The sequence below is a fragment of the Pseudoxanthomonas wuyuanensis genome, assembly GCF_900215535.1.
GTDB classification, from domain to species: Bacteria; Pseudomonadota; Gammaproteobacteria; order Xanthomonadales; family Xanthomonadaceae; genus Pseudoxanthomonas_A; species Pseudoxanthomonas_A wuyuanensis.
Map to the genome: position 1 here is coordinate 360712 of NZ_OCND01000003.1, position 23708 is coordinate 384419.

The 23708-nt window shown below is 63.9% G+C and carries 26 protein-coding genes and 1 tRNA gene; 23 read left to right on the plus strand and 4 right to left on the minus strand.

Annotated features, from left to right (window positions below; genetic code table 11):
- The first annotated feature begins 102 nt into the window (after positions 1-102).
- From trpE to CRO39_RS09190, 7 genes are all read left to right on the plus strand, one after another.
- On the plus strand, positions 103-1590 hold the full coding sequence (trpE, locus tag CRO39_RS09160; protein ID WP_097121582.1) for an anthranilate synthase component I: 1488 nt from the start codon (positions 103-105) through the stop codon (positions 1588-1590).
- A gap of 32 nt (positions 1591-1622) precedes the next feature.
- Complete coding sequence (locus CRO39_RS09165) at positions 1623-2336, plus strand: hypothetical protein (RefSeq protein ID WP_097121583.1); 714 nt, start codon at positions 1623-1625, stop codon at positions 2334-2336.
- Between the two features lie 3 nt (positions 2337-2339).
- A complete protein-coding gene (locus CRO39_RS09170; protein ID WP_097121584.1) occupies positions 2340-2918 on the plus strand; it encodes an anthranilate synthase component II in 579 nt (192 codons plus the stop codon).
- Positions 2919-3083: 165 nt separating this feature from the next.
- Positions 3084-4136, plus strand: coding sequence for an anthranilate phosphoribosyltransferase (gene trpD, locus CRO39_RS09175; RefSeq protein ID WP_097121585.1), 1053 nt, complete (start codon positions 3084-3086; stop codon positions 4134-4136).
- Positions 4133-4480, plus strand: a complete 348-nt coding sequence (locus tag CRO39_RS09180; RefSeq protein ID WP_097121586.1) for an antibiotic biosynthesis monooxygenase family protein — start codon at positions 4133-4135, stop codon at positions 4478-4480. Before trpD ends, CRO39_RS09180 begins: the two co-directional genes overlap by 4 nt.
- Positions 4481-4595: 115 nt before the next feature.
- Positions 4596-5390, plus strand: coding sequence for an indole-3-glycerol phosphate synthase TrpC (gene trpC / locus CRO39_RS09185; protein WP_097121587.1), 795 nt, complete (start codon positions 4596-4598; stop codon positions 5388-5390).
- Positions 5387-6109 (plus strand): haloacid dehalogenase-like hydrolase, encoded by a 723-nt coding sequence (locus CRO39_RS09190; RefSeq protein WP_097121588.1) that lies wholly within the window; start codon positions 5387-5389, stop codon positions 6107-6109. Before trpC ends, CRO39_RS09190 begins: the two co-directional genes overlap by 4 nt.
- Positions 6110-6655: 546 nt before the next feature.
- On the opposite strand, the gene CRO39_RS09195 is transcribed toward CRO39_RS09190, so the two are convergent.
- Complete coding sequence (locus CRO39_RS09195) at positions 6656-7405, minus strand: sulfite exporter TauE/SafE family protein (protein WP_097121589.1); 750 nt, start codon at positions 7403-7405, stop codon at positions 6656-6658.
- Positions 7406-7484: 79 nt separating this feature from the next.
- Entirely contained in the window at positions 7485-8171 is a 687-nt protein-coding gene (gene crp / locus CRO39_RS09200) for a cAMP-activated global transcriptional regulator CRP (protein ID WP_097121648.1), read from the minus strand.
- Between the two features lie 198 nt (positions 8172-8369).
- On the opposite strand from crp, the gene speD reads away from it, so the two are divergent.
- Both speD and sugE read left to right on the plus strand, forming a co-directional pair.
- Positions 8370-9164 (plus strand): adenosylmethionine decarboxylase, encoded by a 795-nt coding sequence (gene speD, locus CRO39_RS09205; RefSeq protein ID WP_097121590.1) that lies wholly within the window; start codon positions 8370-8372, stop codon positions 9162-9164.
- A gap of 176 nt (positions 9165-9340) precedes the next feature.
- Positions 9341-9661: a quaternary ammonium compound efflux SMR transporter SugE gene (gene sugE / locus CRO39_RS09210; RefSeq protein WP_097121591.1), complete on the plus strand. Its 321-nt coding sequence runs from the start codon at positions 9341-9343 to the stop codon at positions 9659-9661.
- Between the two features lie 153 nt (positions 9662-9814).
- Here the strand turns inward: sugE and coq7 are convergent, their stop codons facing one another.
- Complete coding sequence (coq7, locus tag CRO39_RS09215) at positions 9815-10459, minus strand: 2-polyprenyl-3-methyl-6-methoxy-1,4-benzoquinone monooxygenase (protein ID WP_097121592.1); 645 nt, start codon at positions 10457-10459, stop codon at positions 9815-9817.
- Positions 10460-10687: 228 nt separating this feature from the next.
- Here coq7 and rplM point away from each other — a divergent pair, with 228 nt between their 5' ends.
- The 6 genes from rplM (at position 10688) to maiA (ending at position 14347) form a co-directional block, all read left to right on the plus strand.
- Positions 10688-11116 carry a 50S ribosomal protein L13 gene (rplM, locus tag CRO39_RS09220; RefSeq protein ID WP_097121593.1) on the plus strand — a complete coding sequence of 143 codons (429 nt, stop codon included), beginning with the start codon at positions 10688-10690 and terminating at the stop codon, positions 11114-11116.
- Between the two features lie 3 nt (positions 11117-11119).
- A complete protein-coding gene (rpsI, locus tag CRO39_RS09225) occupies positions 11120-11530 on the plus strand; it encodes a 30S ribosomal protein S9 (protein ID WP_097121594.1) in 411 nt (136 codons plus the stop codon).
- Between the two features lie 9 nt (positions 11531-11539).
- A tRNA-Gln gene (locus CRO39_RS09230) sits at positions 11540-11614 on the plus strand.
- 90 nt (positions 11615-11704) lie between these two features.
- Positions 11705-12442, plus strand: a complete 738-nt coding sequence (locus tag CRO39_RS09235) for a 2OG-Fe dioxygenase family protein (protein WP_097121649.1) — start codon at positions 11705-11707, stop codon at positions 12440-12442.
- Positions 12443-12602: 160 nt separating this feature from the next.
- Positions 12603-13592: a fumarylacetoacetate hydrolase family protein gene (locus tag CRO39_RS09240; RefSeq protein ID WP_097121595.1), complete on the plus strand. Its 990-nt coding sequence runs from the start codon at positions 12603-12605 to the stop codon at positions 13590-13592.
- A 95-nt stretch (positions 13593-13687) separates the two neighbouring features.
- Complete coding sequence (gene maiA / locus CRO39_RS09245; protein WP_097121596.1) at positions 13688-14347, plus strand: maleylacetoacetate isomerase; 660 nt, start codon at positions 13688-13690, stop codon at positions 14345-14347.
- A 22-nt stretch (positions 14348-14369) separates the two neighbouring features.
- On the opposite strand, the gene CRO39_RS09250 is transcribed toward maiA, so the two are convergent.
- On the minus strand, positions 14370-15506 hold the full coding sequence (locus CRO39_RS09250) for a PilT/PilU family type 4a pilus ATPase (protein WP_097121597.1): 1137 nt from the start codon (positions 15504-15506) through the stop codon (positions 14370-14372).
- A 93-nt stretch (positions 15507-15599) separates the two neighbouring features.
- On the opposite strand from CRO39_RS09250, the gene CRO39_RS09255 reads away from it, so the two are divergent.
- The 8 genes from CRO39_RS09255 to CRO39_RS09290 all read left to right on the plus strand — a co-directional run bounded on the left by CRO39_RS09255 (position 15600) and on the right by CRO39_RS09290 (position 23668).
- Entirely contained in the window at positions 15600-15995 is a 396-nt protein-coding gene (locus CRO39_RS09255; RefSeq protein WP_097121598.1) for a DUF4398 domain-containing protein, read from the plus strand.
- Complete coding sequence (locus CRO39_RS09260; RefSeq protein WP_097121599.1) at positions 15992-16879, plus strand: OmpA family protein; 888 nt, start codon at positions 15992-15994, stop codon at positions 16877-16879. The genes CRO39_RS09255 and CRO39_RS09260 overlap by 4 nt, the downstream gene beginning before the upstream one ends.
- A 355-nt stretch (positions 16880-17234) precedes the next feature.
- Positions 17235-17453 (plus strand): HP1242/YdcH family protein, encoded by a 219-nt coding sequence (locus tag CRO39_RS09265; RefSeq protein WP_097121600.1) that lies wholly within the window; start codon positions 17235-17237, stop codon positions 17451-17453.
- A gap of 183 nt (positions 17454-17636) precedes the next feature.
- Positions 17637-19007: a pyridoxal-phosphate dependent enzyme gene (locus CRO39_RS09270; RefSeq protein ID WP_097121601.1), complete on the plus strand. Its 1371-nt coding sequence runs from the start codon at positions 17637-17639 to the stop codon at positions 19005-19007.
- A 106-nt stretch (positions 19008-19113) separates the two neighbouring features.
- On the plus strand, positions 19114-20313 hold the full coding sequence (locus CRO39_RS09275) for a cystathionine gamma-synthase (protein ID WP_097121602.1): 1200 nt from the start codon (positions 19114-19116) through the stop codon (positions 20311-20313).
- A 2-nt stretch (positions 20314-20315) separates the two neighbouring features.
- Positions 20316-21104 (plus strand): ABC transporter permease, encoded by a 789-nt coding sequence (locus tag CRO39_RS09280; RefSeq protein ID WP_097121603.1) that lies wholly within the window; start codon positions 20316-20318, stop codon positions 21102-21104.
- Between the two features lie 2 nt (positions 21105-21106).
- Positions 21107-22252, plus strand: a complete 1146-nt coding sequence (locus tag CRO39_RS09285; protein WP_097121604.1) for an ABC transporter ATP-binding protein — start codon at positions 21107-21109, stop codon at positions 22250-22252.
- A 27-nt stretch (positions 22253-22279) separates the two neighbouring features.
- On the plus strand, positions 22280-23668 hold the full coding sequence (locus CRO39_RS09290) for a class I SAM-dependent methyltransferase (RefSeq protein WP_097121605.1): 1389 nt from the start codon (positions 22280-22282) through the stop codon (positions 23666-23668).
- Positions 23669-23708 lie beyond the last annotated feature (40 nt).

Here is a 23708-nt window from a genome sequence, read left to right on the forward strand (position 1 = left end):
CGCGCCAGCTCCCTCTTTCTTCCGCACGCCGTGGGTGGCGATGGTGGCCTGTAGCCGTCGCCCGCCGTATCCATGTCTCTGCGTCCCGGAAGGAACTCCGTCTTGATTTCGCCCGAACAATTCCAGCAGTACGCCGCTGAAGGCCATACCCCCAGCTATACCCGCGTCCCGGTCGTCCGCGAGGTGCTGTCCGATCTGGACACCCCGCTGTCGGTCTACCTGAAACTTGCCGACGCCCCGCACACCTACCTGCTGGAGTCGGTGGAGGGCGGCGAACGCTTCGGCCGCTATTCGATCATCGGCCTGCCGGCCCGGCGCGTCATCACCTTCCGCGGCCACCGGCTGGAAGTCCGCGACGACGGCGCGCTGACCGAAACCCGTGAGGTCGCCGATCCGTTTGCCGAAGTGGAGGCGCTGCGTGCCGCGTATTCGGTGCCCAGGCTCGAAGGCCTGCCGGGGTTCACCGGCGGGCTGGTCGGCTGGTTCGGCTTCGAGTGCATCGGCTACATCGAGCCACGCCTGGCCAGCGGCAGCAAACCGGACGAGCTGGATACCCCGGACATCCTGCTGATGCTGTCGGAAGAACTGGCGGTGTTCGACAACCTCAAGGGCCGGCTGTACCTGATCGTGCATGCCGATCCGCGCGAAGACGGCGCCTGGGCGCGGGCGCAGGCACGGCTGGATGCGCTGACCGGCAAGCTGCGCGAGCCGGGCGCGGGTTACCCGGCGCCGATAACGCGGGAAGTGCTGGACGAAAGCCATTTCGTCTCCGGCTTCACCCGCGATGGCTTCATCGACGCGGTCGAGCGATCCAAGGAGTACATCCGCGCCGGCGACATCTTCCAGGTGGTGCTGAGCCAGCGTCTGAGCGTGCCGTTCAACGCGCGCCCGGTGGATGTCTACCGCGCGCTGCGCGCCCTCAATCCGTCGCCGTACATGTATTTCCTCGATGCCGGCGACATCCAGGTGGTCGGTTCGTCGCCGGAGATCCTGGTGCGGCTGGACGGCGACGAAGTCACCGTGCGCCCGATCGCCGGCACCCGCCCGCGCGGCAGGACGCACGAAGAGGATCTGGCGCTGGAAGCCGAACTGCTGGCCGACCCCAAGGAGCGCGCCGAGCACCTGATGCTGATCGACCTGGGCCGCAACGATGCCGGCCGGGTGTCCAGGGCCGGCACGGTGGAGGTGGGCGAGCAGTTCGTGATCGAACGCTACAGCCACGTCATGCATATCGTCAGCGAAGTCACCGGCAAACTGTTGCCCGGGCTGAGCTACGCCGACGTGCTGCGCGCCACCTTCCCGGCCGGCACCGTCAGCGGCGCGCCGAAGATCCGCGCGCTGGAAGTGATCCGCGAACTGGAACCGATCAAGCGCAACGTCTACGCCGGCAGCATCGGCTACATCGGCTGGCACGGCGATGCCGACACCGCCATCGCCATCCGCACCGCCGTGATCAAGGATGGCCGCCTGCATGTGCAGGCCGGCGCCGGCATCGTCTACGACTCGGATCCGGAAAAGGAATGGGACGAGACGATGAACAAGGGCAGGGCGCTGTTCCGGGCGGTGGCCGAAGCGGCGAGGGGGTTGTGATGTACCGAAGGCCTGCTGCTGTCGGCATCGCCATGTTGGCGATCATGACGGACGCCGGCGCCGATCCCATATCCTCTCTGCTGCAACTTGATGAGCCAGTGGTCGTCGTCCAGCAGCGGACGATTGTCTATCGAGGCGAAATCACCCAATCGGGTGTCGAGGAGGTAAAGCGGCTTTTGGATGCAGCGATTGATGCCCGCGAACTTGCGATCGAATCCGGCGGAGGAGATGTGGAGGCAGGTCTTGATCTAGGTGGACTGATCCTGAAGCACGGACTGGACGTTCGTGTCACTGGAGATGTTTGTCTGTCTTCTTGCGCCAACTATGTGTTCGTTGCGGGGAAAAGCAAGATAATCGAGCCTGGAGCGCTCGTTCTCTGGCACGGCTCAATGATGCAAAAGAACCTTCTGAGCAATGTCGACATATCATCGGCGGAAACCACCCTCGGAAGACCCCTGAAGTGGTTCGAGCGGTGGCAGTCCAAGCGAGTGATAAGTGCCTGGCTCAAGCAGATCAGGCGCCGCGAGGCGGAATTCTATCGTGCTCTCGACATCGATCAGCGCATAACGATCTATGGTCAAGACGTTGGGTGCGGTTGTGATTGGACGTTCAGTGTCGTTGATATGGGAAAGTTCGGGCTGCGCAACGTCGTCGCCTCAGAAAGTTATGGCTATTCTGATTACGGACGCTGGTCACGTCCCTGGAAAATGCTCAAGGTTGACTCCTCACTGTTGGAAGGGAAATAACCCGTGCTGTTGATGCTCGACAATTACGACAGCTTCACCTACAACCTGGTCCAGTACCTGCAGTCGCTGGGGGCCGAGGTGCAGGTGGTGCGCAACGATGCGCTGAGCGTGGACGAGATCGAAAAACTCGCCCCGCAGCGCATCGTCATCTCGCCAGGGCCTTGCACGCCGAACGAGGCCGGGGTTTCGCTGCCACTGATCGAACGGCTGGGCCGCACCACACCCATCCTTGGCGTCTGCCTGGGCCACCAGAGCATCGGCCAGGTCTATGGCGGCAAGGTCGTCCGCGCCGGCCGCATCATGCATGGCAAGACCTCGCGCATCCGCCATGAGGGCCAGGGCGTTTTCGCCGGTCTTCCGGATCTGTACGAAGCCACCCGCTACCATTCGCTGGTGGTCGAGCGCGGCAGCCTGCCCGATGCGCTTGAGATCACCGCATGGACCGAGAACGAGGATGGTTCCTTCGAGGAAATCATGGGCCTGCGTCACCGCGAGTTCCCGGTGGAAGGCGTGCAATTCCACCCCGAATCCATCCTGACCGAGCACGGCCATGCGCTGCTGAAGAATTTCCTGGAGAGGTGAGAAGAATCAGGTACAGGGAATGATCAGATCCCTTGACCATGGCCTCCCAGCCCCGGCAGCCTCTCGTTCCTCGTTCCTCGTTCCTCGTTCCTCGTTCCTCGTTCCTCGTTCCTCGTTTCTCGTTCCCCGTTTCTCGTTCCCCGTTCCCCGTTCCCGGCCTTTCCCATGCCCATTACTCCGCAAGAAGCCCTGCAGCGCACCATCGAGCACCGCGAGATCTTCCACGACGAAATGGTCGAGCTGATGCGCCAGATCATGCGCGGCGATGTGTCGCCGGTGATGACCGCCGCCATCCTGACCGGCCTGCGGGTCAAGAAGGAGACCATCGGCGAAATCGCCGGTGCGGCCACGGTGATGCGCGAGTTCTCCCGCACCGTCGAGGTACCGGACAAGACCCATCTGGTCGACATCGTCGGTACCGGTGGCGATGGCTCGCATACGTTCAACATCTCCACCTGCTCGATGTTCGTCGCCGCCGCGGCCGGCGCCCGGGTCGCCAAGCACGGCAACCGCAGCGTGTCGTCCAAGTCCGGCAGCGCCGACGTGCTGGAGGCGCTGGGTGCGTCCATCGAATTGCAGCCGGAGCAGGTGGCGCAGAGCATCGCCCGCTGCGGCATCGGCTTCATGTTCGCGCCGGTGCATCACCCGGCGATGAAGGCGGTGGCTCCGGTGCGCCGCGAAATGGGCGTGCGTACGATCTTCAACATCCTCGGCCCGCTGACCAATCCGGCCGGCGCGCCGAACATCTTGATGGGCGTGTTCCATCCGGACCTGGTCGGCATCCAGGCGCGCGTGCTGCAGGAACTGGGCGCCGAACGCGCGCTGGTGGTGTGGGGGCGCGATGGCATGGACGAACTGTCGCTGGGTGCGGGCACGCTGGTCGGCGAACTGCGCGATGGCGTGGTGCGCGAGTACGAGGTGCACCCGGAGGATTTCGGTATCGCCATGGCGGCCAGCCGCAATCTGCGCGTTGGCGATGCCGCCGAATCCAGGGCCATGCTGCTGGGCGTGCTGGACAACCGGCCTGGCCCGGCCCGCGAAATCGTTGCATTGAACGCTGGCGCCGCCCTGTATGTGGCCGGCGTTGCGGAGAGCCTCGAACAGGGCATCGACCGCGCGCGCGACGCCATCGCCAGCGGCTATGCCGCCGCCAGGCTGGAACAGTTCGTCGCGGTCACCCGCGAGCTGGCTGGCGAACGCAAAGGAGCTCCGGCATGAGCGCAGACGGATTCGCGGCGCTGCCGAAGCCGCCTTATTACGCCGTGATCTTTTCCTCGCAGCGCAACGGCCGCGACGAGCCCGGCTATTACGCCACGGCTGCGCGCATGATCGAACTGGCGCAGCGGCAGCCGGGCTACCTTGGCGTCGAATCCACCCGAGGTGCCGACGGTTTCGGCATCACCGTGGCGTACTGGGAAAGCGAGGAGGCGATTTCGGCCTGGCGCCGGCATGCCGAGCACGCCGCCGCGCGCGAGCAGGGCCGGAGCGACTGGTACGATCATTTCGAACTGCGCGTGGCCAAGGTCGAACGCGCCTACGGCTGGGACCGCCAGGCGCCGTAGCGCACAGCGTGCTCCGTTGCTGCGATGCCCGGCGCGACCTGCTCGGGAAACGGCAACAGCCCCTAGCGTGCGAGAATAGGGAGCCGCGCGGACCCGGGCGGACGACAAGGATCCTATGAGCGACATCCTCAACACCATCCTCGCCCGCAAGGCCGTGGAGATCGCCGAGCGCAGCGCCAGGGTGCCGCTGGCCGAACTGGCCGCCAGGGCCGTGGACGCGCCGCCGACCCGCGGGTTCGCCGATTCGCTCAATGCCGCGATCGCCCAGGGCGAACCGGCGGTGATTGCCGAGGTCAAGAAGGCCAGCCCGTCCAAGGGTGTGATCCGCGCCGAATTCCATCCGGCCGACATCGCGGTCAGCTACGAGTTCGGCGGCGCGGCCTGCCTGTCGGTGCTGACCGATGTCGATTTCTTCCAGGGCGCCGATGCCTACCTGCAACAGGCGCGCGAGGCCTGCACGCTGCCGGTGCTGCGCAAGGATTTCACCATCGATCCGTATCAGGTCTACGAGGCTCGCGCGCTGGGCGCCGACTGCATCCTGCTGATCGTCGCGGCGCTGGACGACGGCCAACTGGTCGAGCTGTCCAGCCTGGCCATGCAACTGGACATGGACGTGTTGGTGGAGGTGCATGACATCGACGAACTCGAGCGCGCGCTGCAGGTGCCGGTGCCGCTGATCGGCATCAACAACCGCAACCTGCGCACGTTCGAGGTCTCGCTGGACACCACGCTGGCGATGAAGGACGCGGTGCCGAAGGACCGGCTGCTGGTCACCGAGAGCGGCATCCTGGTACCGGAGGATGTGGCAAGAATGCGCACGGCCGGGGTCAACGCGTTCCTGGTCGGGGAAACCTTCATGCGTGCAGAAGAACCGGGCGAGGCCCTGCGTCAGCTATTCTTCGCCGCATGAGCGACCCGGTCTATCCCAAGCCGCGGCCTGATGCGCCGCTGGTGGTGTTCGATTTCGACCACACCCTGTACGACGGCGATTCCGGCGGCCATCTGGTGCAGTGGCTGATCCGGCGCAACCCGTTGCGCATTCTCGCCGCACTGGCGGCGTCGGTGCTGCTGGGGCCGATGGTGGCGTTCCTGCCGACCCGCCGCCGCGGCATTTCCGGCTACATCTGGATCGGCACGTTCGGTCTGCATGGCCGGCGCGGTTTCGATGCGCAGATCGATCGCTATGTCGCCACACACAAGGAAGAGGTGCGGCAGCGGCTGCTGCCGGTGGCGCTGGAAACGTTCCGCAAGCATCGCGCCGCCGGCGACCGCGTCGTGGTCGCCACCGGTGCGCCGCCGGAACTGGCGCGTGCGATTCTCAGCTTCGTCGCCCACCAGGACGTGCCGGTCATCGGCACCGCGGTCGGCCCGCGTTTCGGCGCGGTCGTCGCCACCCGCCATTGCCACAACGAAGAAAAGATGCGGATGCTGCGCGAACGCGGCTATGGCGACATAGCGGTGGCCTACTCGGACAGCAGTGCCGACCTGCCGCTGCTGAAAGCTGCGCGCGTGCCGGTGGTGGTCAATCCGAAGCCGGGCCGCATCGACATGTTCCGCCGCGCGTTGCCGCCGGGGACGCAGATCCTCAATTGGGGCTGCCGGGACCGCGGCGGGACGCCCACCGCGTAGGGCGAGCCCCGGCCCTCCATCGCCATGCCGGCAATTGTGATGGCCGGTGAGAAATCGTTCTGCCGGCAAGGCAGCAATCAGCGGAAGATTGCGGTGGAAGGCCGCGACCCAAACCGCCACATGCTTGAAGTTTGCCGCATCCAGCGAATTGGTTTCGTCATGCGCTATCGTCAACCCGAGCATGACAATGGTGGGCCGAGGCCTGAAGTATCCCCACTTTTTCCGAAGCCAGTCGTCCCCCCTTGACCAGCCATTGAGCTGTTGAAAGACGCCGAAGAGGGTTCTTCTTTCAGGTACGGGGAACGTCGTGTGGAACCCGGTGGCCAGGGCAGTGCAGGACACGCCGTAAATGCCCGCTGCGCGGGCCCGGCCCGCCATCGCAGAGGGCGGGCGTTCGGCGGCGCGCGAAGCGATGCTTCTGTCCCAAAGTCGCCGGCCAGCGACTCTCGCCGAAGCCAAGCTCCCCTGGAATGGGCGAAGAAGAATTTGTGGGGATACCTCAGACCGAGGCCCCACCCTATGTCGCAGGACCGTTGCCGGCCGTCGTCAGAACAGCCAGGCGCGGGCGATCTGGAACAGGCTGATGCCCAGCACCAGCAGCCCCACCACGACCAGTACGACGCGTTCGGCCACATGCCTGACCAGCCACGCGGCCAGCGGTGCCGCAAGGACGCCGCCGATCAGCAGCCCCAGCACGATCTCCAGGTGCTGCAGGCCGATCGACAGGAAAAAGGTTATCGACACCGCCAGCGTCACCACGAATTCGGCGGGATTGACGGTGCCGATGGTGGTGCGGGCCTGGCCGCCGCTGGCCAGCAGCGTGGACGTGGCCAGCGGTCCCCAGCCGCCGCCGCCGCTGGCATCCAGCAGCCCGGCGAAGAACCCCAGCATCGGCACGCGGCGGATTTCCCGCTTGGGTATCAGCTTGCCGGCCGCGCGCAGCAGGATCAGCACCGCCAGCACCAGCAGGTAGAGGTAGATGAAGGGACGGATCGATTCGCCCGGCAACCGGGTCAGCACGTAGGCGCCGATAACGCCGCCGATGGCTCCGGAAACCGTCAGCTGCCAGAACAGCCGCTTGTCTATATTGCGGAAGTAGGCGTGCGAGGCGCCGGAAACGCCGGTGGTGAACACTTCAGCGGTATGCACGCTGGCGCTGACCGCCGCTGGCGGCAGGCCCATGCTGAGCAGAATCGAGGACGACACCAGCCCGAACGCCATGCCCAGCGCGCCGTCCACCAGCTGCGCGCCCAGGCCAATCAGGATGAACCAGTAGAACTCGCTGCCGAATTCCATCCGTCAGTTCCGAAGAGAGGTAAGTTGCTTGTAGCGCAACCGCGCGCCGCGGGTCGATAGCGGCGTTGCTCCGGACGGGTCAGCGGGTGCCGTACAGCACGACGGTCTTGCCGCGGGCGTGCAGCGAACCGTCGGCCTGCAGCTTCTTGAGCACACGGCCGGCCATTTCGCGCGAGCAGCCGACCAGCCGCGCCAGCTCCTGCCGGGACACCCGCAACTGGGTGCCCTGCGGATGGCTCATCGCCTCCGGCTCGCGGGCCAGGTCGTGCAGGGTGCGGATGATGCGGTCGGTCACGTCCAGGAAGGCCAACCGGCTGGCCTTGCGGCTGGTGTCCAGTAGCCGCCGCGAGAGTTGCGCGCCGATGGAATAAAGCAGTTTGGGAGCATCGGCAGCCAGCGAGCCCAGAAACAGCTGGTGCAGGCGTTCATAGCTGACTTCGGCCAGTTCGCACTGGGTGCGGGTGCGCAGGATGACCTCGCGCCGGTCCGATTCGATGAACAGGCCCATTTCGCCGACGAACTCGCCGGCGCCGAAGTAGCCCAGGACCAGTTCGCGGTCGTCGTCTTCCTCGGTGATGATGCTGACCGAGCCGCTGACCACGTAATACAGGGTTCCGGCCGGATCTCCGGGCCTGAACACATCGGCGCGGGCCGGGTAGCGGCGGCGGTGGCTGTGGGCCAGGAAGCGCTCGATAGTGGCGGCATCCGGAGTCAACGGGCTGGCGGCGGTACGCACAGGCATAGAGTGATGGTTGCCTAGGTTCATGGTCATCGGAACGGTGAATTCCAGAAGCTTAGTCTGAATACGTGCCTGACAGCAAACCGCGGCCATGCAAGCGCCGCGCCAGAGCGGCGTCGGGCCGCCGACGCCCGCCCGGGCTGGCCTGGGGCGGACATTTCGTTGTCACGCCGCATGCCGCATAATTCCGCCCTTCTTCCGCTTTCCCCAAGAGGGACTACCGCCGTGGTCAAACCACTGCCTCGCCTGAGGCTGCAAGGCTTCAACAACCTCACCAAGGCGCTGAGCTTCAATATATACGACGTCTGCTATGCGGTTTCCGAAGAGGAGCGCCAGCGCTACATCGCGTATATCGACGAGGAATACAACGCCGACCGCCTGACCCAGATCCTGACGGATGTGGCGGAGATCATCGGCGCCAACATCCTCAACATCGCCCGCCAGGACTACGATCCGCAGGGCGCGTCGGTGACGATCCTGATCTCGGAAGAGCCGGTGATCGACAAGAAGCAGGCGGGCAAGGAAATCATTTCCGACGCCGTGGTGGCACACATGGACAAGAGCCACATCACCGTCCATACCTATCCGGAAACCCATCCGCAGCACGGTATCGCCACTTTCCGCGCGGATATCGACGTGGCCACCTGCGGGGTGATTTCGCCGCTGAAGGCGCTCAATTACCTGATCGAGAGCCTGGAGTCGGACATCGTCATCATGGATTACCGGGTGCGCGGCTTCACCCGCGACGTGAAGGGCAAGAAGCACTACATCGATCACAAGATCAATTCGATCCAGAACTTCCTGGCCAAGAACATCAAGGCCCGTTACGAGATGTTCGACGTCAACGTCTACCAGGAAAACATCTTCCACACCAAGATGCACCTGAAGGACTTCGACCTGGATCAGTACCTGTTCGAGGAAAAGGCCAAGAACCTGTCGTTCAAGGAGCGGATGAAGATCGAAGCGCTGCTCAAGCGCGAGATCGAGGAACTGTTCCACGGCCGCAACCTGGTCGAATAAGCCGGTTACGGGCGGTTACCTCTGCTTGACCGGCGCCGGGCTAGACTGCCGGCACGGCTGACAACTGCGGGACGGCCCGCATGCGGAGAACATCCGCAGACGTAGACCGACGGCGGTCCGGAGCGAAGGCTCCGGGCCGCTTTTCGTTGGTTCGTTGATTGAAAGGAGAAAGCCTCATGGCCTGGATCTACCTGCTGCTGGCCGGTCTGTTCGAAATCGGATTCGCCATCGGCCTCAAATACACTGATGGCTTCACCCGGCTCTGGCCCAGCGTGGGCACCGCGCTTTCCGCGGCGATCAGCCTGTGGCTGCTGACCCAGGCGCTGAAGGCGATCCCGGTCGGCACCGCCTATGCCATCTGGACCGGCATCGGCGCGGTCGGGGTGGCGGCGCTGGGCATCGCGCTGTTTGCCGAAAGCGCCTCGCCCGCGCGGCTGCTGTGCATCGCCATGATCGTGGCCGGCGTGGTCGGGCTGAAGCTGGCCTCGCCGGCCTGATTGCGAGGACCTGGAGACCTCGCGCGTTCCATACCTGTGGGAGCGACGTGAGTCGCGATGGGTTTTCCCGTGAAAGCCCGTCGCGACTCACGTCGCTCCCACAGATACAGCTACAGGCGGATTTCAGCATTCAGGGCTCAGCCGAGCCGGAACTCACAGCCGGTAGGCGATCGCCTTCATCAGGTTCGACGCGCCGGCCATCAGCGCCGGAATCGGCGGTGGCAGCACCCGCGCCCCGGCCTGTTCGGCGTGGGCGGCATGGCGGGCCTCGTCGGCCTTCATGACGGTCAGGATGTCGCGGCTGCGCAGGTCCGCCTCCGGCAGGGTCTGCAGGTGCTCGTCCAGGTGGGCCTCGACCTGGTGCTCGGTTTCCACCACAAAGCCCAGGCTCCAGCCGTCGCCGCGCAGGCCGGCCAGCGCGCCCAGCGCATAGCTGCCGGCGTACCACAGCGGGTTGAACAGGCTGGGCCGGCTGTCCAGTTCGCGCAGGCGGTCGGCGCACCAGGCCAGGTGGTCGGTCTCTTCCTGGGCCGCGTCCAGCAGGTGCCCGCGGGTCTGGGCGTCGCGCGCCACCGCGGCCTGGCCGAAATACAGGCCCTGGGCGCAAATCTCGCCGACATGGTTGATCCGCATCAGCCCGGCTGCGTGGCGGCGCTCGGGTTCGGTCAACTCGACCTCCGGGGTCTGCGCGGCCGGGTTGGGGCGGCGCGCAGGCGGATTGCCCAGCACGGTTTCCAGCGCGCGCTGGGTCTCGGTCAGGAACTGATCGAGCGGCGTGTACAGACGGGCAGCAGTCATGGCGGCAGCGGCAGGGTAGCGGACGGGGCAGGGCGGTTAACGGGCGAATTTTCCCCCTGGACGCCGCCGCTGCCAAGCCGGCACCTGCCGAAGCCGGGGTGGGCGGCTTGCAACGGCCTTGGCGAGGCCGTACAATTCCGCTTCTGTCGTTCCGCAATTCACAACGCGAGGCAAAGTTCCGCCAGACATTTCTGCCGGAATCAGCCCGACCAAACCAAAGAGCTTTATATGACTACCTTCACCGCCAAGTCCGAGACCGTCCAACGCGACTGGTACCTCGTCGACGCCGCCGGCAAGACCCTGGGCCGCCTTTCCACCGAACTGGCCCGCCGCCTGCGCGGTAAGCACAAGCCCGTGTACACCCCGCACGTCGATACCGGCGATTACCTGGTGGTCATCAACGCCGAGAAGATCCATGTGACCGGCAACAAGCTGGCCGACAAGAAGTATCACCGCTTCACCGGCTACATCGGTAACCTGAAGACCGAAACGCTGGCTCAGGCGCTGGAGCGCCACCCCGAGCGCGTGATCGAGATCGCGGTCAAAGGCATGTTGCCCAAGGGCCCGCTGGGCCGCGACATGTACCGCAAGCTCAAGGTCTACGCAGGCCCCAATCATCCGCACGCCGCCCAGCAGCCGCAAGTCCTGGATATCTGAATCATGGCCAACACACTCAATAACAGCTCGGCGCAGAATTACGGCACTGGCCGTCGCAAGTCCTCCACCGCCCGCGTGTTCCTGCGCAAGGGCACCGGCAACATCACGGTCAACGATCGTCCGCTGGACGAGTTCTTCGGCCGCGAGACCGCGCGCATGATCGTGCGCCAGCCGTTGGAACTGACCCAGAACACCGAAAGCTTCGACATCTTCGTCACCGCCGCCGGCGGCGGCACCACCGGCCAGGCCGGCGCCATCCGTCTGGGCATCGCCCGCGCGCTGGTGGAGTATGATGAGAGCCTGAAGACCGAACTGCGCAAGGCCGGTTTCATGACCCGCGATGCCCGCGAAGTCGAGCGCAAGAAGGTCGGCCTGCACAAGGCGCGCCGCGCCACGCAGTTCTCGAAGCGTTAATAGAAATACTGCCCCGTCGCCAAGCGGTAAGGCACCTGACTCTGACTCAGGCATTCGGTGGTTCGAATCCATCCGGGGCAGCCAATTCAAAAAGGGATGCACAGCGCCGGCAACGGCGCGGTGTACCAGCAAGAGCCCGCCCTGTGCGGGTTTTTGCTTTCCCGGGAAGCGTTCATGGTCGCTACATTCCTCCCGCCATTCTCGCCCGTCGGCGAACTGCTGCCGCGTTTGCGCGAGCGCGGTTACGCGGTACTGGAGCCCGGCAGCGTGGCGGCGCTGTGCGGTTTTCCCCTGGCCGCGCTGGATGCGCTCAAACCCAGCTGGGAGCATCTGCAACCGGATCGCTACCTGAAGGACGGCGGGCGCTACCGTCGCCGCCGCCATTCCTGTTTCATCGTCGACGACGATGAAGTCACCCAGGCCGCGCATCGCGCGCACTGGCAGTCGCTGGACTACAACGCCCTGCATGGCGGCATGCAGCGCTGGTTCGAACCGATGCAGCCGGAGGTGGTGGCGCAACCGGCATGGACCGGCCTGCTGGCCACGCTGGGCCGCTGCTGCTCCGGTTTGAAGGGCGCCCAGCGCTGGTATGTCGAGGCGCATCAGTTCCGCATCGACACCAGCGACGGCATCGGCCGGCCGACCCCGGAAGGCGCGCATCGCGACGGGGTCGACATGGTGGCGGTAATGCTGGTCGACCGGGTCGGCATCAAGGGCGGGGAAACGCGGGTGTTCGCGGCATCCGGCCCGGACGGCCAGCGGTTCACGCTGGAAGCCCCGTGGTCGCTGATGCTGCTGGACGATGAGCGGGTCATCCACGAATCCACCCCAATCCAGCCCTTGGCCGAAGCCGGCCATCGCGATACGTTGGTGCTGACCTACCGCGCCGGCAGCTTCCAGGGAGACGAATAGGCTCAGGCCGCTTTCCGGCAAGGCAGGAATCGGGCAGGGTGCCCACCTGCGGCGAACGCATTGAAAAGCCAGCCCTCCCGGGCAATTCTCCATTCGGAGCGGGCAGGAGTTTGGTTACAATTGAAACCATGTCGCCGGGGCGACGGTATCGGGAGTCGGAATGAAACTGGGTTCGTTGAAGGAAGGCGGCCGCGACGGCACGCTGATCGTGGTGTCGCGGGATCTGAAGCGCGCCGTGCGCGCCACCGGTGTGGCCGCGACGCTGCAGCAGGCGCTGGAGGACTGGTCCAATATCGCGCCCCGGCTCAACGCGCTGTCCGAATCCTTGAATGACGGCGACGCCGATGGCGTCTTCGAGGTCGATTTCAACGCACTGGCCGCGCCGCTGCCGCGCGCCTACGAATTCGTCGACGGCAGCGCCTACCTGCCGCATGTCGAGCGCGTGCGCCGCGCGCGCGGCGCCGAAGTGCCGGAGAGCTTCTACACCGACCCGCTGATGTACCAGGCCACCAGCGCCGGCTTCTACGGCCCGCGCGATGCGGTCAAGGTCGTCAGCGAGGACTACGGCATCGACCTGGAGGCGGAAATCGTCGTCGTCACCGACGATGTGCCGATGGCGGTCAGCGCCGGGCAGGCAGCCGGCCACATCCAGCTGATCGGCCTGGTCAACGACGTTTCGCTGCGCAATCTGATTCCAGCCGAACTGGCCAAGGGCTTCGGCTTTCTGCAGTCCAAGCCGCGTTCGGCGCTGTCGCCGGTGTTCGTGACCCCCGACGAACTGGGCCCGGCCTGGCGCGGCCACAAGGTGCATCTGCCGTTGCTGACCCACATCAACGGGCAGTGGTTCGGCGCGCCGGAGGCCGGCGTGGACATGCAGTTCGACTTTTCCCAGCTGGTGGCGCATGCGGCCAGAACCCGGCCGCTGTCGGCCGGCACCGTGGTCGGCTCGGGCACCATCGCCAACGAGGACACCTCGAAAGGAGCGTCCTGTTTCGCTGAGTTGCGTACGGTCGAGACCCTGCGCGACGGCAAGCCCAGCACCCCATTCATGAAATTCGGCGACGTGGTCCGGATTGAAATGCTAGATTGTGACGGGGGTTCGATTTTTGGTGCCATCGAGCAGCGCATCGAACAGCAACCGGTGCCATAAACCGTCCGCGGCCGCGCCATGCGTCTGCGGGCACTGGATAGACCGCATCATGGGTGTGCCGCAACAGGTGTCGCAAACCGTCGGGGGCGGGGTGCATGGGTGAACAACTACGGTTGTATTCGTACTGGCGCTCCAGCGCGGCCTATCGCGTGCGCATCGGCCTGAACCTGAAAGGCCTGCGCTACGAGACCGTGCCGGTGCACCTGATCCGCGATGGCGGCCAGCAGCATCTGCCGGACTACGTGGTCAAGAATCCCCAGCACATGGTGCCGACCCTGCAGCACGGCGTGCGGATCATCCGCCAGTCGCTGGCGATCCTGGAATACCTGGACGAAGCCTGGCCGTCGCCGCGGCTGTTGCCGATGACCGCGCGCGACCGCGCACGCGTCCGCAGCCTGGCCCAGATCGTCGCCAGCGACATCCACCCGCTCAACAACCTGCGGGTGCTGCAGTATTTCGAGAACACCTGGCATGTTCCGCAGAGCGAGCGCGACGACTGGATCAAGCGCTGGATCGTCGAAGGGTTCGGCGCGCTGGAGTCGCTGCTGAGCCAGGATTCGGCCACCGGCCAGTACTGCCATGGCCAGACCCCCGGCCTGGCCGACTGCTGCCTGGTGCCGCAGGTGTTCAATGCCCGCCGCTTCGGCGTGGACATGACGGACTTCCCCACCCTCGTGCGCATCGAGCAGGCCTGCCTGGCATTGCCGGCTTTCGATCAGGCGCGCCCGGAAAACCAGCCGGACGCGCAGCACTGAGCCGCCGCGGAGCAGGCTCCGATCAGCCGAATCCGTGGGTGATGCTGGGCGAGGCGCCGCCGTTGTCGTAATCGGCATAGGGGTCGTGCTCGCCCTTGCTGCCCTCGGACAGGCGGAATTTCAGCGCCAGGCCATCGCGGGAGTCGGCTGCGCGCAGCGCTTCTTCCTGCTCGATCTGGCCTTCCTTGACCATCCGGAACAGGCACTGGTCGAACGATTCCATGCCTTCTTCCAGCGATTCCTCCATTGCCGCCTTGATCTCGTGGACCTGGCCGCGGCGCAGCAGGTCGCGGATCATCGGCGTGTTGATCAGCACCTCGGCGGCCGGGAGCCGGCGCCCGTCCACGCCCTTGACCAGGCGCTGGGACACCACCGCGCGCAGGTTCAGCGCCAGGTTCATCAGCACGTTCTTGTGCGCCGATTCGGGGAAGAAGTTGAGGATGCGCTCGATGGTCTGATCGGCGTTGTTGGAGTGCAGCGTGGCCAGGCACAGGTGGCCGGTCTCGGCAAAGGCGATGGCCGCCTCCATCGTGGTGGCGTCGAGGATTTCGCCGATCAGGATGACATCCGGCGCCTCGCGCATGGCGTTCTTCAGCGCGTTGTGGAAGGCGTGGGTGTCCAGGCCGACTTCGCGCTGGTTGACGATGGACTGCTTGTGCTTGTGCAGGTACTCGATCGGATCCTCGATGGTGAGGATGTGGCCGGTGCTGGTGCTGTTGCGATGATCGATCATCGACGCCAGCGAGGTCGACTTGCCCGAACCGGTGGAGCCGACAATCAGCACCAGCCCGCGCGGGGTCATGATGATGTCCTTCAGCACCTGCGGCAGGTTGAGTTCCTCGATCGAGGGAATCACGCTGCGGATGGCGCGGATGACCATGCCCACTTCGCCGCGCTGCTTGAACACGTTGACGCGGAAGCGCCCGGCGTCCTGCAGGGCGATGGCCATGTTGAGCTCCAGGTCGCGCTCGAACTGCGGCACCTGGCCTTCGTCCATCAGCGAATAGGCGATCTTCTTGACCATGCCTGGCGGCAGGCCTGTATTGCCCAGCGGATACAACTTGCCTTCAATCTTGATGTAGACCGGCGCCCCGGTGGTCAGGAACATGTCCGAGGCGTTTTTCTCGGTCATCAGCTTCAGGAAATAGCCGATGTCCATATGTAATGCTCCCCACGATGCGCGGCGCGACGTTGCAACGGCGCCAAAGGCTTCCGACAATGGCCGCGCGCCCCACTTCGTCACGGCACCCCAATGACTGTTAGCTTCGCACAAATCCGCTTGCCACTGTATGTGATGGTTGCCGCACTAGCGTCAGCTGTCGCCGCGACTTCGCCGGTTTCTGCCCAGACTGCGCCCACACCGGAGCTGGAAACCGCCCAACAGGCGGTGCAGCGCGCCGAACAGGCCGATGCCGACCAGTACGCGCCGGAAGCGCTGGCAGTGGCGCGGCAAACGCTGATACAGGCGCAAGCGGCGCACAGCAAGCGCGACCGCCGGTTGGCGCTGGACCTGGCGCTGCGCGCCGCCGCCGACGCCGATCTGGCGCGTGCGCGCAGCCAGGAGGCCGTTGCCAGCGCCGAACTTCAGCACCGCCAGAACGAGGTGGCCGAATTGCAACGCCGGCTCGGCCAGGAGGCGCGCCGATGAGCCGGTATGCGCAGCAAGCCCTGCTGCTGGCGGCACTGCTGGCGTTCTCTGCCGCCAGTCTGGCGGCAGAGCGCCCGGAAGTGATCCAGCTCAACCAGCGCCTGGCGGCGCTGCAAATGGACCCGGACCAGGCCGAAGCCGCAGCTTTCGAGAAGCTGCAGGCGCAGCAGGCCATCGGCGTGCTGGTCAAGGCGCGCAGCCGCGACCGCGATGGGGCGTTGTACATCGCCCAGCGCCGGGTGGAAATTGCCGAAACGGCGGTACGTACGCAGCTGGCCCGCCGCGAGGTGAACCGGCTGGACCGCACCCGCAGCGAGCTGCTGGTGGAAGCCAGCCGGCGCGAAGCCGAACGGGCGCGGCAGGAAGCCGAACGGCTGCGGGTGCAGGCGCAGATCCAGGCCGAGGATGCCGAACGCCTGCGCATGGAGGCCGAGGCCGAGCTGCTGGCCCGCCAGGACGTCGAACAGGCCCTGAGCAAGGTCACCGGCCAGCAGACCGCGCGCCTGAGCGCGGCGCGGCAGAAAGAGGCGCAGCTGGCGCGCCAGGAAGCCGAACTGATGTCCGGCGCCAAACTGCCGGCTTCCCGCTTCGACAACCGCGGAGAAGTCTTCACCCTGGCGGCGGATACGTTCGAGGCCGGTTCGGCGACGCTTTCGGCGGCCGGACAGTCCCGGGTCAGTGCCCTGGCCGCCTACCTGCAGGCGGTGCCCAAAGCCAAGGCCCGGGTCGAGGGCTATGGGGACGCGCAGACGCCGGGCCAGCGCCGTGCCGACGCCATCCGCGAGGCGCTGGCCGCTGCCGGGGTGGGCAAGGCGCGCATACAGGCAGTGGCGAAGGGAGATGGCTCCCGGGCACGTGCCGCGGAAGTGCTGGTCATTCAGTAAAAGATTCATTAAATCAAATATTTGCGCGAAAAATCAGCGTGTTGGAACAGCACCTGGGCGGCGCCGTTCAGCGGGTTGTCTCAACTCTGAGCGAAGGCGCCAGGAAGGCCTTGCCGACCCCGATTTGCAGGAGTAGGGTCATATACCCAGGCGGCGGTTGAGCGCCGCCTGGCTCACCGGAGAACCGAGCCGATGGCGCTGACCCCCATTTCCCAGGAGACACCCGCAGGCAACCAAGGCCGTGCGGGCGCTTCCGGAGGATGCGCCCGCGCCGACCGCTCGATAATCCGCTCCAAAGCCAACGCCCCGTGCCTGTGAAGGCCGGGGCGTTCGTATTTCCGCTGGAGGTAATCCCATGTTCGAAGGCCAACCGCAGACCGAAATCGACGCACTGATCAAGACTGACCCGGAGTTCAAACAGCTGTACCAGCGCCATCGCGAGCTGGACAAGAAAGTCACCGACGCCGAACTGGGCGTACTGCCCATCGACGACAACCTGCTGGGTCAGATGAAGCGCGAGAAGCTGGTCGCCAAGCAGCGGCTGCTGCGGATGTACGACGCCAAGCCGCACTGACGCCTCCCCCCGAGACGACTTATTGTCGCGGGCGGCGATGGCCTCCTCGTCGGTCATCGCCGTCCGCGTCAACCTGAAGCGTGCCATGCCCGCTTCCATAATTGGATTCGCGCCTGCCGCAAGCCGGTAGCGCGCCCAAGTGCGATAATCCGGGCAACTCCAGCCCGTGAGCGCACAGCCAGCATGGCGATCCATTCTTCCGTACTCGAACTGATCGGCGATACGCCAATCGTCAAGGCCCAACGCCTGGATACCGGCGTCTGCGAGCTGTTCCTGAAGCTGGAGAGCGCCAATCCCGGCGGTTCCATCAAGGACCGCATCGGCCTGTCGATGATCGAGGCGGCCGAGCGGCGCGGCGATCTCAAGCCCGGTGCCACCCTGGTCGAGGGCACCGCCGGCAATACCGGCATCGGCCTGGCGCTGGTGGCGCAGCAGAAGGGCTACAAGCTGGTGCTGGTGGTTCCGGACAAGATGAGCCGGGAAAAGATCTTCAACCTCAAGGCGATGGGTGCGGAAGTCATCCTGACCCGCTCGGACGTGGCCAAGGGCCACCCGGAGTACTACCAGGACCTGGCCGCGCGCATCGCCGCCGAGACGCCGGGCGGCTATTTCATCAACCAGTTCGGCAATCCGGACAATCCGGCCGCGCACGAATTCGGCACCGGTCCGGAAATCCTGCGCCAGATGGACGGGCAACTGGATGCCATCGTGTTCGGCTGCGGCAGCTCCGGCACGATGACCGGCCTGTCGCGCTGCTTTGCCGAGCATTCGCCGCAGACCGAACTGGTGCTGGCCGACCCGGTCGGCTCCATCCTGACCCAGTACATCAACGAGGGCACGATCAGCGAGAAATCCGGCAGCTGGCTGGTCGAGGGCATCGGCGAGGACTTCCTGCCGCAGATTTCCGATTTTTCCCGGGTAAGAAAGGCGTATTCGATCAGCGACAAGGAAAGCTTCCTCACCGCCCGCGAACTGCTGGCCAAGGAGGGCATCCTGGGCGGCTCGTCCACCGGTACCCTGCTTGCCGCGGCGCTGAAGTACTGCCAGGAGCAGACCGCGCCCAGGAAAGTGCTGGTATTCGTCTGCGATACCGGCAACAAGTACCTGTCCAAGATGTACAACGACTACTGGATGCTGGACAACGGCTTCATCGAGCGCCCGCAGTACGGCGATCTGCGCGACCTGATCCTGCGCCCCTACAGCCAGCGCGACACCGTGGTGGTGAGCCCGACCGACCTGCTGACCACCGCCTACCAGCGGATGAAGCTGTACGACGTCTCGCAACTGCCGGTGATGGAGGGGGAGAAACTGGTCGGCATCGTCGACGAAAGCGATGTGCTGCTGCATGTGTACGGCGAAGAGGCGCGCTTTCTCGATCCGGTCTCCACCGCGATGGTCAGCAAGCTGGACCGGCTGGACCTGCGCTCGCCGATCGAGGCGCTGCTGCCGGTGTTCGACCGCGGCCAGGTCGCCATCGTTACCGATGGCGAAGCGTTCCTGGGCTTGATCACCCGCATCGATCTGCTGAATTATTTGCGACGCCGGGCACAGTAAATGCATTTACCTGGCCGCTGGCGACGGCCGTTCGCCGCGGTGCAACATTGTGGACGGCAGGTTAAGGCGCAGCTGCTAAAATCGCCGGCTGCATCAAGGATTAGTTATGTCGGAAACCCCTAGCAAGGCCGGGAACGGCGCCCCGCCGCTGGCGCTCGGCACGCTGGCCATCCATGGCGGGCAATCGCCGGATCCCAGCACCGGCGCGGTCATGCCGCCGATCTACGCGACCTCCACCTATGCCCAGAGCAGCCCGGGCGTGCATCAGGGCTTCGAGTATTCGCGCACCCACAACCCGACCCGCTTCGCCTACGAGCGCTGCGTGGCGGCGCTGGAGGGCGGCAGCCGCGGATTCGCCTTCGCCTCGGGCATGGCGGCCACCTCGACCGTGCTGGAACTGCTGGACAGCGGCAGCCACGTCATCGCCATGGACGACCTCTACGGCGGCAGCTACCGCCTGTTCGAACGAGTGCGCCGGCGCAGCGCCGGGCTCGATTTCAGCTTCGTCGACCTGACCGACCTGGCGGCGTTCGAAGCGGCGATTCGCCCCGAAACGCGGATGGTCTGGATCGAAACCCCGACCAACCCGATGCTGAAGATCGTCGACATCCAGGCGGTGGCAGCCATCGCACGCAAGCGCGGCTTGATTGTCGCGGTCGACAACACCTTCGCCTCGCCGATCCTGCAGCGTCCGCTGGAACACGGCGCGCACCTGGTCATGCATTCGGCCACCAAGTACCTGAACGGCCACTCCGACATGGTCGGCGGCATGGTCGTGGTCGGCGATGACACCGAACTGGCCGAGCAGATGGCGTTCCTGCAGAACTCCGTTGGCGCCGTACAGGGACCCTTCGACAGCTTCCTGGCCCTACGCGGCCTGAAGACCCTGCACCTGCGCATGAAGGCGCATTGCGAAAACGCCCAGGCCTTGGCCGAATGGCTGGAAACCCAGCCGGCGGTCGAGAAAGTGATTTACCCCGGCCTGGCCTCGCACCCGCAACATGAACTGGCCAAACGGCAGATGGACGGCTTCGGCGGGATTATCTCGCTAGTGCTGAAGGGCGGCTTCGAAGCCGCCAAGCGCCTGTGCGAAAACACCCACTTGTTCACCCTGGCCGAATCCTTAGGTGGCGTGGAAAGCCTGATCAATCACCCGGCGGTAATGACCCATGCGTCGATTCCGGTGGAGCGGAGGGAGAAGTTGGGGATTGCGGAAGGCTTGATCAGGCTGAGCATTGGGGTGGAAGCCTTGGACGATTTAACCGAAGACTGCGCTCAAGGGCTATCTAAGGCGCTCCAAGGTTGACGATGAGATACCTGACTAAAGATATTGCCGCGAGTTTTAAGCATCCCGAATTTTGGGCACTGTCGAGTTGGCTCGATATCGTGGTGCGCTACAGGCGATCAAGCTTAGGCCTGTTCTGGCTGGTGCTGCCCGCAGTGATCTACATCTGGGGCCTGGGCGGGTTCTTTGCCCATATTGCCGGAACACCGCTCTTCAAGTTCGCGGCGCATGTCGCCATCGGCTACGCGGTGTTCAGGGTACTGAGTACGGTCATCGTCGAATCGACGACCGCGTTCGCCAGTTCCAGCGCTTTCATCATGGACGGACATGTCCGCCTCACGGATTTCATGCTGCGGGTCATCGCCAAAGCGCTGTTCTACTTTGTGGCATCGTTGCCGGTGGTGGCGATTGCACTGGCCATCTATCCGGATCTGCATTGGACCGGTGTTTTCCTCAGCGTGCCATCGATGACGCTCATCATCTTCAACGTGTTCTGGATAGGTGTGGTGTTCGGTCTGGTTGGTGCGCGCTTTCCGGACATGAGTCAGTTCATCGGCAATATCTTTATGTTCGCCTTTCTGCTGACGCCGATTATCTGGCGAGCCGACGGCATGCCGGCCGACAGCCTGCGTGGAATGCTAATGCGCATCAACCCGCTGTTCCACATGGTTGAACTTGTGCGCGCTCCAATGCTCGGTGAGCGAATCGAAATGCTGACGTTCTACTACATGGGAATACTGACCATAGCGGGTTGGATGGCTGCCGTGTTCGCCTACCGCCGATATGCGCGGTTTGTTCCCATCTGGATCTGAGTATGGCACGCATAAGCGTCAACGCATTGAATCTGGAGGTTCCGATCTACGTGCAGCCGGAACGCAAGGCGAGCAACTGGTCGGCACTCTTCCTGGGCGCGGCATTCGATCCTCCACGCAGGGAGTTCGCCCGGCTTCTGACCGATATCTCCTTCGAAGTGGTCGAAGGTGATCGAGTTGCATTGCTGGGCCGTAATGGAGCGGGCAAGTCTACGCTGCTTCGGGTAATCAACGGGGTGTACGCTCCCACATCAGGCCATTTGAAGGTCGAAGGAAGCTGTCAAGCGCTGTTGAACATGTCACTTGGCTTCAATAGCGAGGCGACCGTTCGGGAGAATATCTTGCTTCGCGGTACGGCGATGGGACTTACGGCGAAAAAACTGCGTGACCACATCGAGCCGATACTTGAGTTCGCCGGGCTGCAAACCAAAGCGAACCATCGGCTGCGGACGCTCTCTGCGGGGCAAAAGATGCGACTTGGCTTTTCGATCTCTACGACATTCCAGCACGACATCATCCTCATGGATGAGTGGGTGGGTGCAGGTGATTCGGAGTTCATGAAAAAGGCTACGGAGAGGATGAAAAGCCGCGTCGGCGGCAGCAAAATTGTAATGCTTGCCAGCCACAGCATCGGGTTGCTTCGCGACATATGCAACAAAGGCATCGTTCTCGATGCGGGACGAATAATTTTCATGGGCGACATCGTTTCCGCTCTCCGAGCCTACCACGACGTCATGGCCCATCCGGCGGATACCGAACAACCCATACCCGAAACTGAGCTGCCAGCCGGTGCCGCGACGGCTCCCGGTTATGGTGCAATAGAGAGCATCACCGTGTCTGGTGGTGTTGCTTGCGCGACGGGATGGGCGGTTGGGATCAACGGCATACCGCAGCAGGGCATAGTCATCGAACTGAGTGGCACACGCTATTCACCGAAACGTTTGGAGCGACGCGAACGACAGGATGTCGCCAGCCACTTGGGTCTGCGGGAATCGGTTTGCGGATTCTTTGCGGTATTCGAGATGCCTTTCGTCGAGGATGTTGCTCAGATGCAAGGCATGCAGGCTTTCACTGGCGAGACCGCTGAAGTCGCTCGGTCGCCGCTACGTCTGGCACCATTGCTGGCGGCACAGATTCGCGGTGAATGAGACCATTTTCAGATAGAGCAGCTATTCATGGCACAGTACCAATCTTTTCCTGATGTTGAAGGTGATTCGCGAACACTCGAGAAGTTGAAGGCACTCAGCATTCCTGATCTCGCGGGTAGGAGATTCCTCGACGTTGGGTGCAATGAAGGCTATTTTTGTGGATTTGCCAAATTTAGGGGTGCGGAACGTGTGGTCGGCATCGATCATTCGCGATTCTACATTGAGCGTGCACGCAAGCGATTTCCGACTTGTGAGTTTTTAGCTCAGCCTTGGGGTCACCTTCCCGAAGGACCTTACGAAGTCATTCTGCTCGCTTCTGCGCTTCACTATGCGGATGATCAGAATGCCCTCATCCGCCAGATCATGAACAACCTGACGCCGGATGGAACTCTGGTGCTGGAGCTTGGGATCGCGTCCTCGCCAACCGCCGAGTGGAAGAAGGTCAGTCGCGGCATCGATGAGCGCCTTTTTCCAAGCATGCCGATGGTCAAGGAGATGCTCAGCGACTATGCATGGAAATGGATAGGCCCTAGCGTTTCGCAGGAAGGTGATCCGGTCCCGCGTCATGTCATCCACGTCACAAGAAAGCGGCCCATGGCGTACCTGCTGATGCAACCTCCTGGCTATGGGAAGACCTCGATGGCTGAAAAGCTTTTCCAGCCGGCGGGCGTGCGGGTCATCTCTGGTGATGAAATTCTGCATCTTGTCTCGCAAGGACGGTTGCCTGCATCCAAGGAACTTACGCATGCCATCCGAATCGATTATTCGCCGTTCCGCATCGACAGCACTGTGCGCCGGCTGTTCGACGAAGGGCATGGTGCCGAGTTCGTTTCTCTCTTGCTCGGATCATTGCAGGAAGACTTTGCATTGGACACCTATGTGCCGGCCGAGCATCGGAACTCAGTGGTGTCATTGATCAAGTCAGCGGGTTTCGTGCCGATGTGTTTTGAATGGGAACGGCCGGGCGAAGCGCTGCTCCCCATGGAAGTATCATTCCAGGCCGCGGAGAATTACCACTTGTTCTTGCAACAAGCACGGGTGGAAGGCAGCGACCCTACTCAAGGCTACGACAAGGGTGCGCAAGGTTTTGTCGATGAAGTTTGTTGGCTTCCCAATCGCGTGGTCATCAGAGGATGGGCGGTCGATGCGCGTGGCCGGGCGCCCAGAGTGCTTTCTGTGCGGGTGGATGGGAAGTCGTTTCTGGTTCGCGCGTATGAGAGACAGTCACGACCGGATGTGCAAAGTCACTTGAATTTGCCACATCCCAGATACGGCTATCAAGTTAGCGTGCCGCTGGAAAAAGGTAGTAACTCGGCCTCGCCGGGGCCGATAGAAGTACGGGCAGGCACATCGGAGGAAGATCTGGGAGTCCCGCTCAGGTTCTCGAGTAATATCACAACTTCGGATGGCCATTAAGTCTTTTCGGTCAATTGCGCGATTTCGTACGGCCGACCCA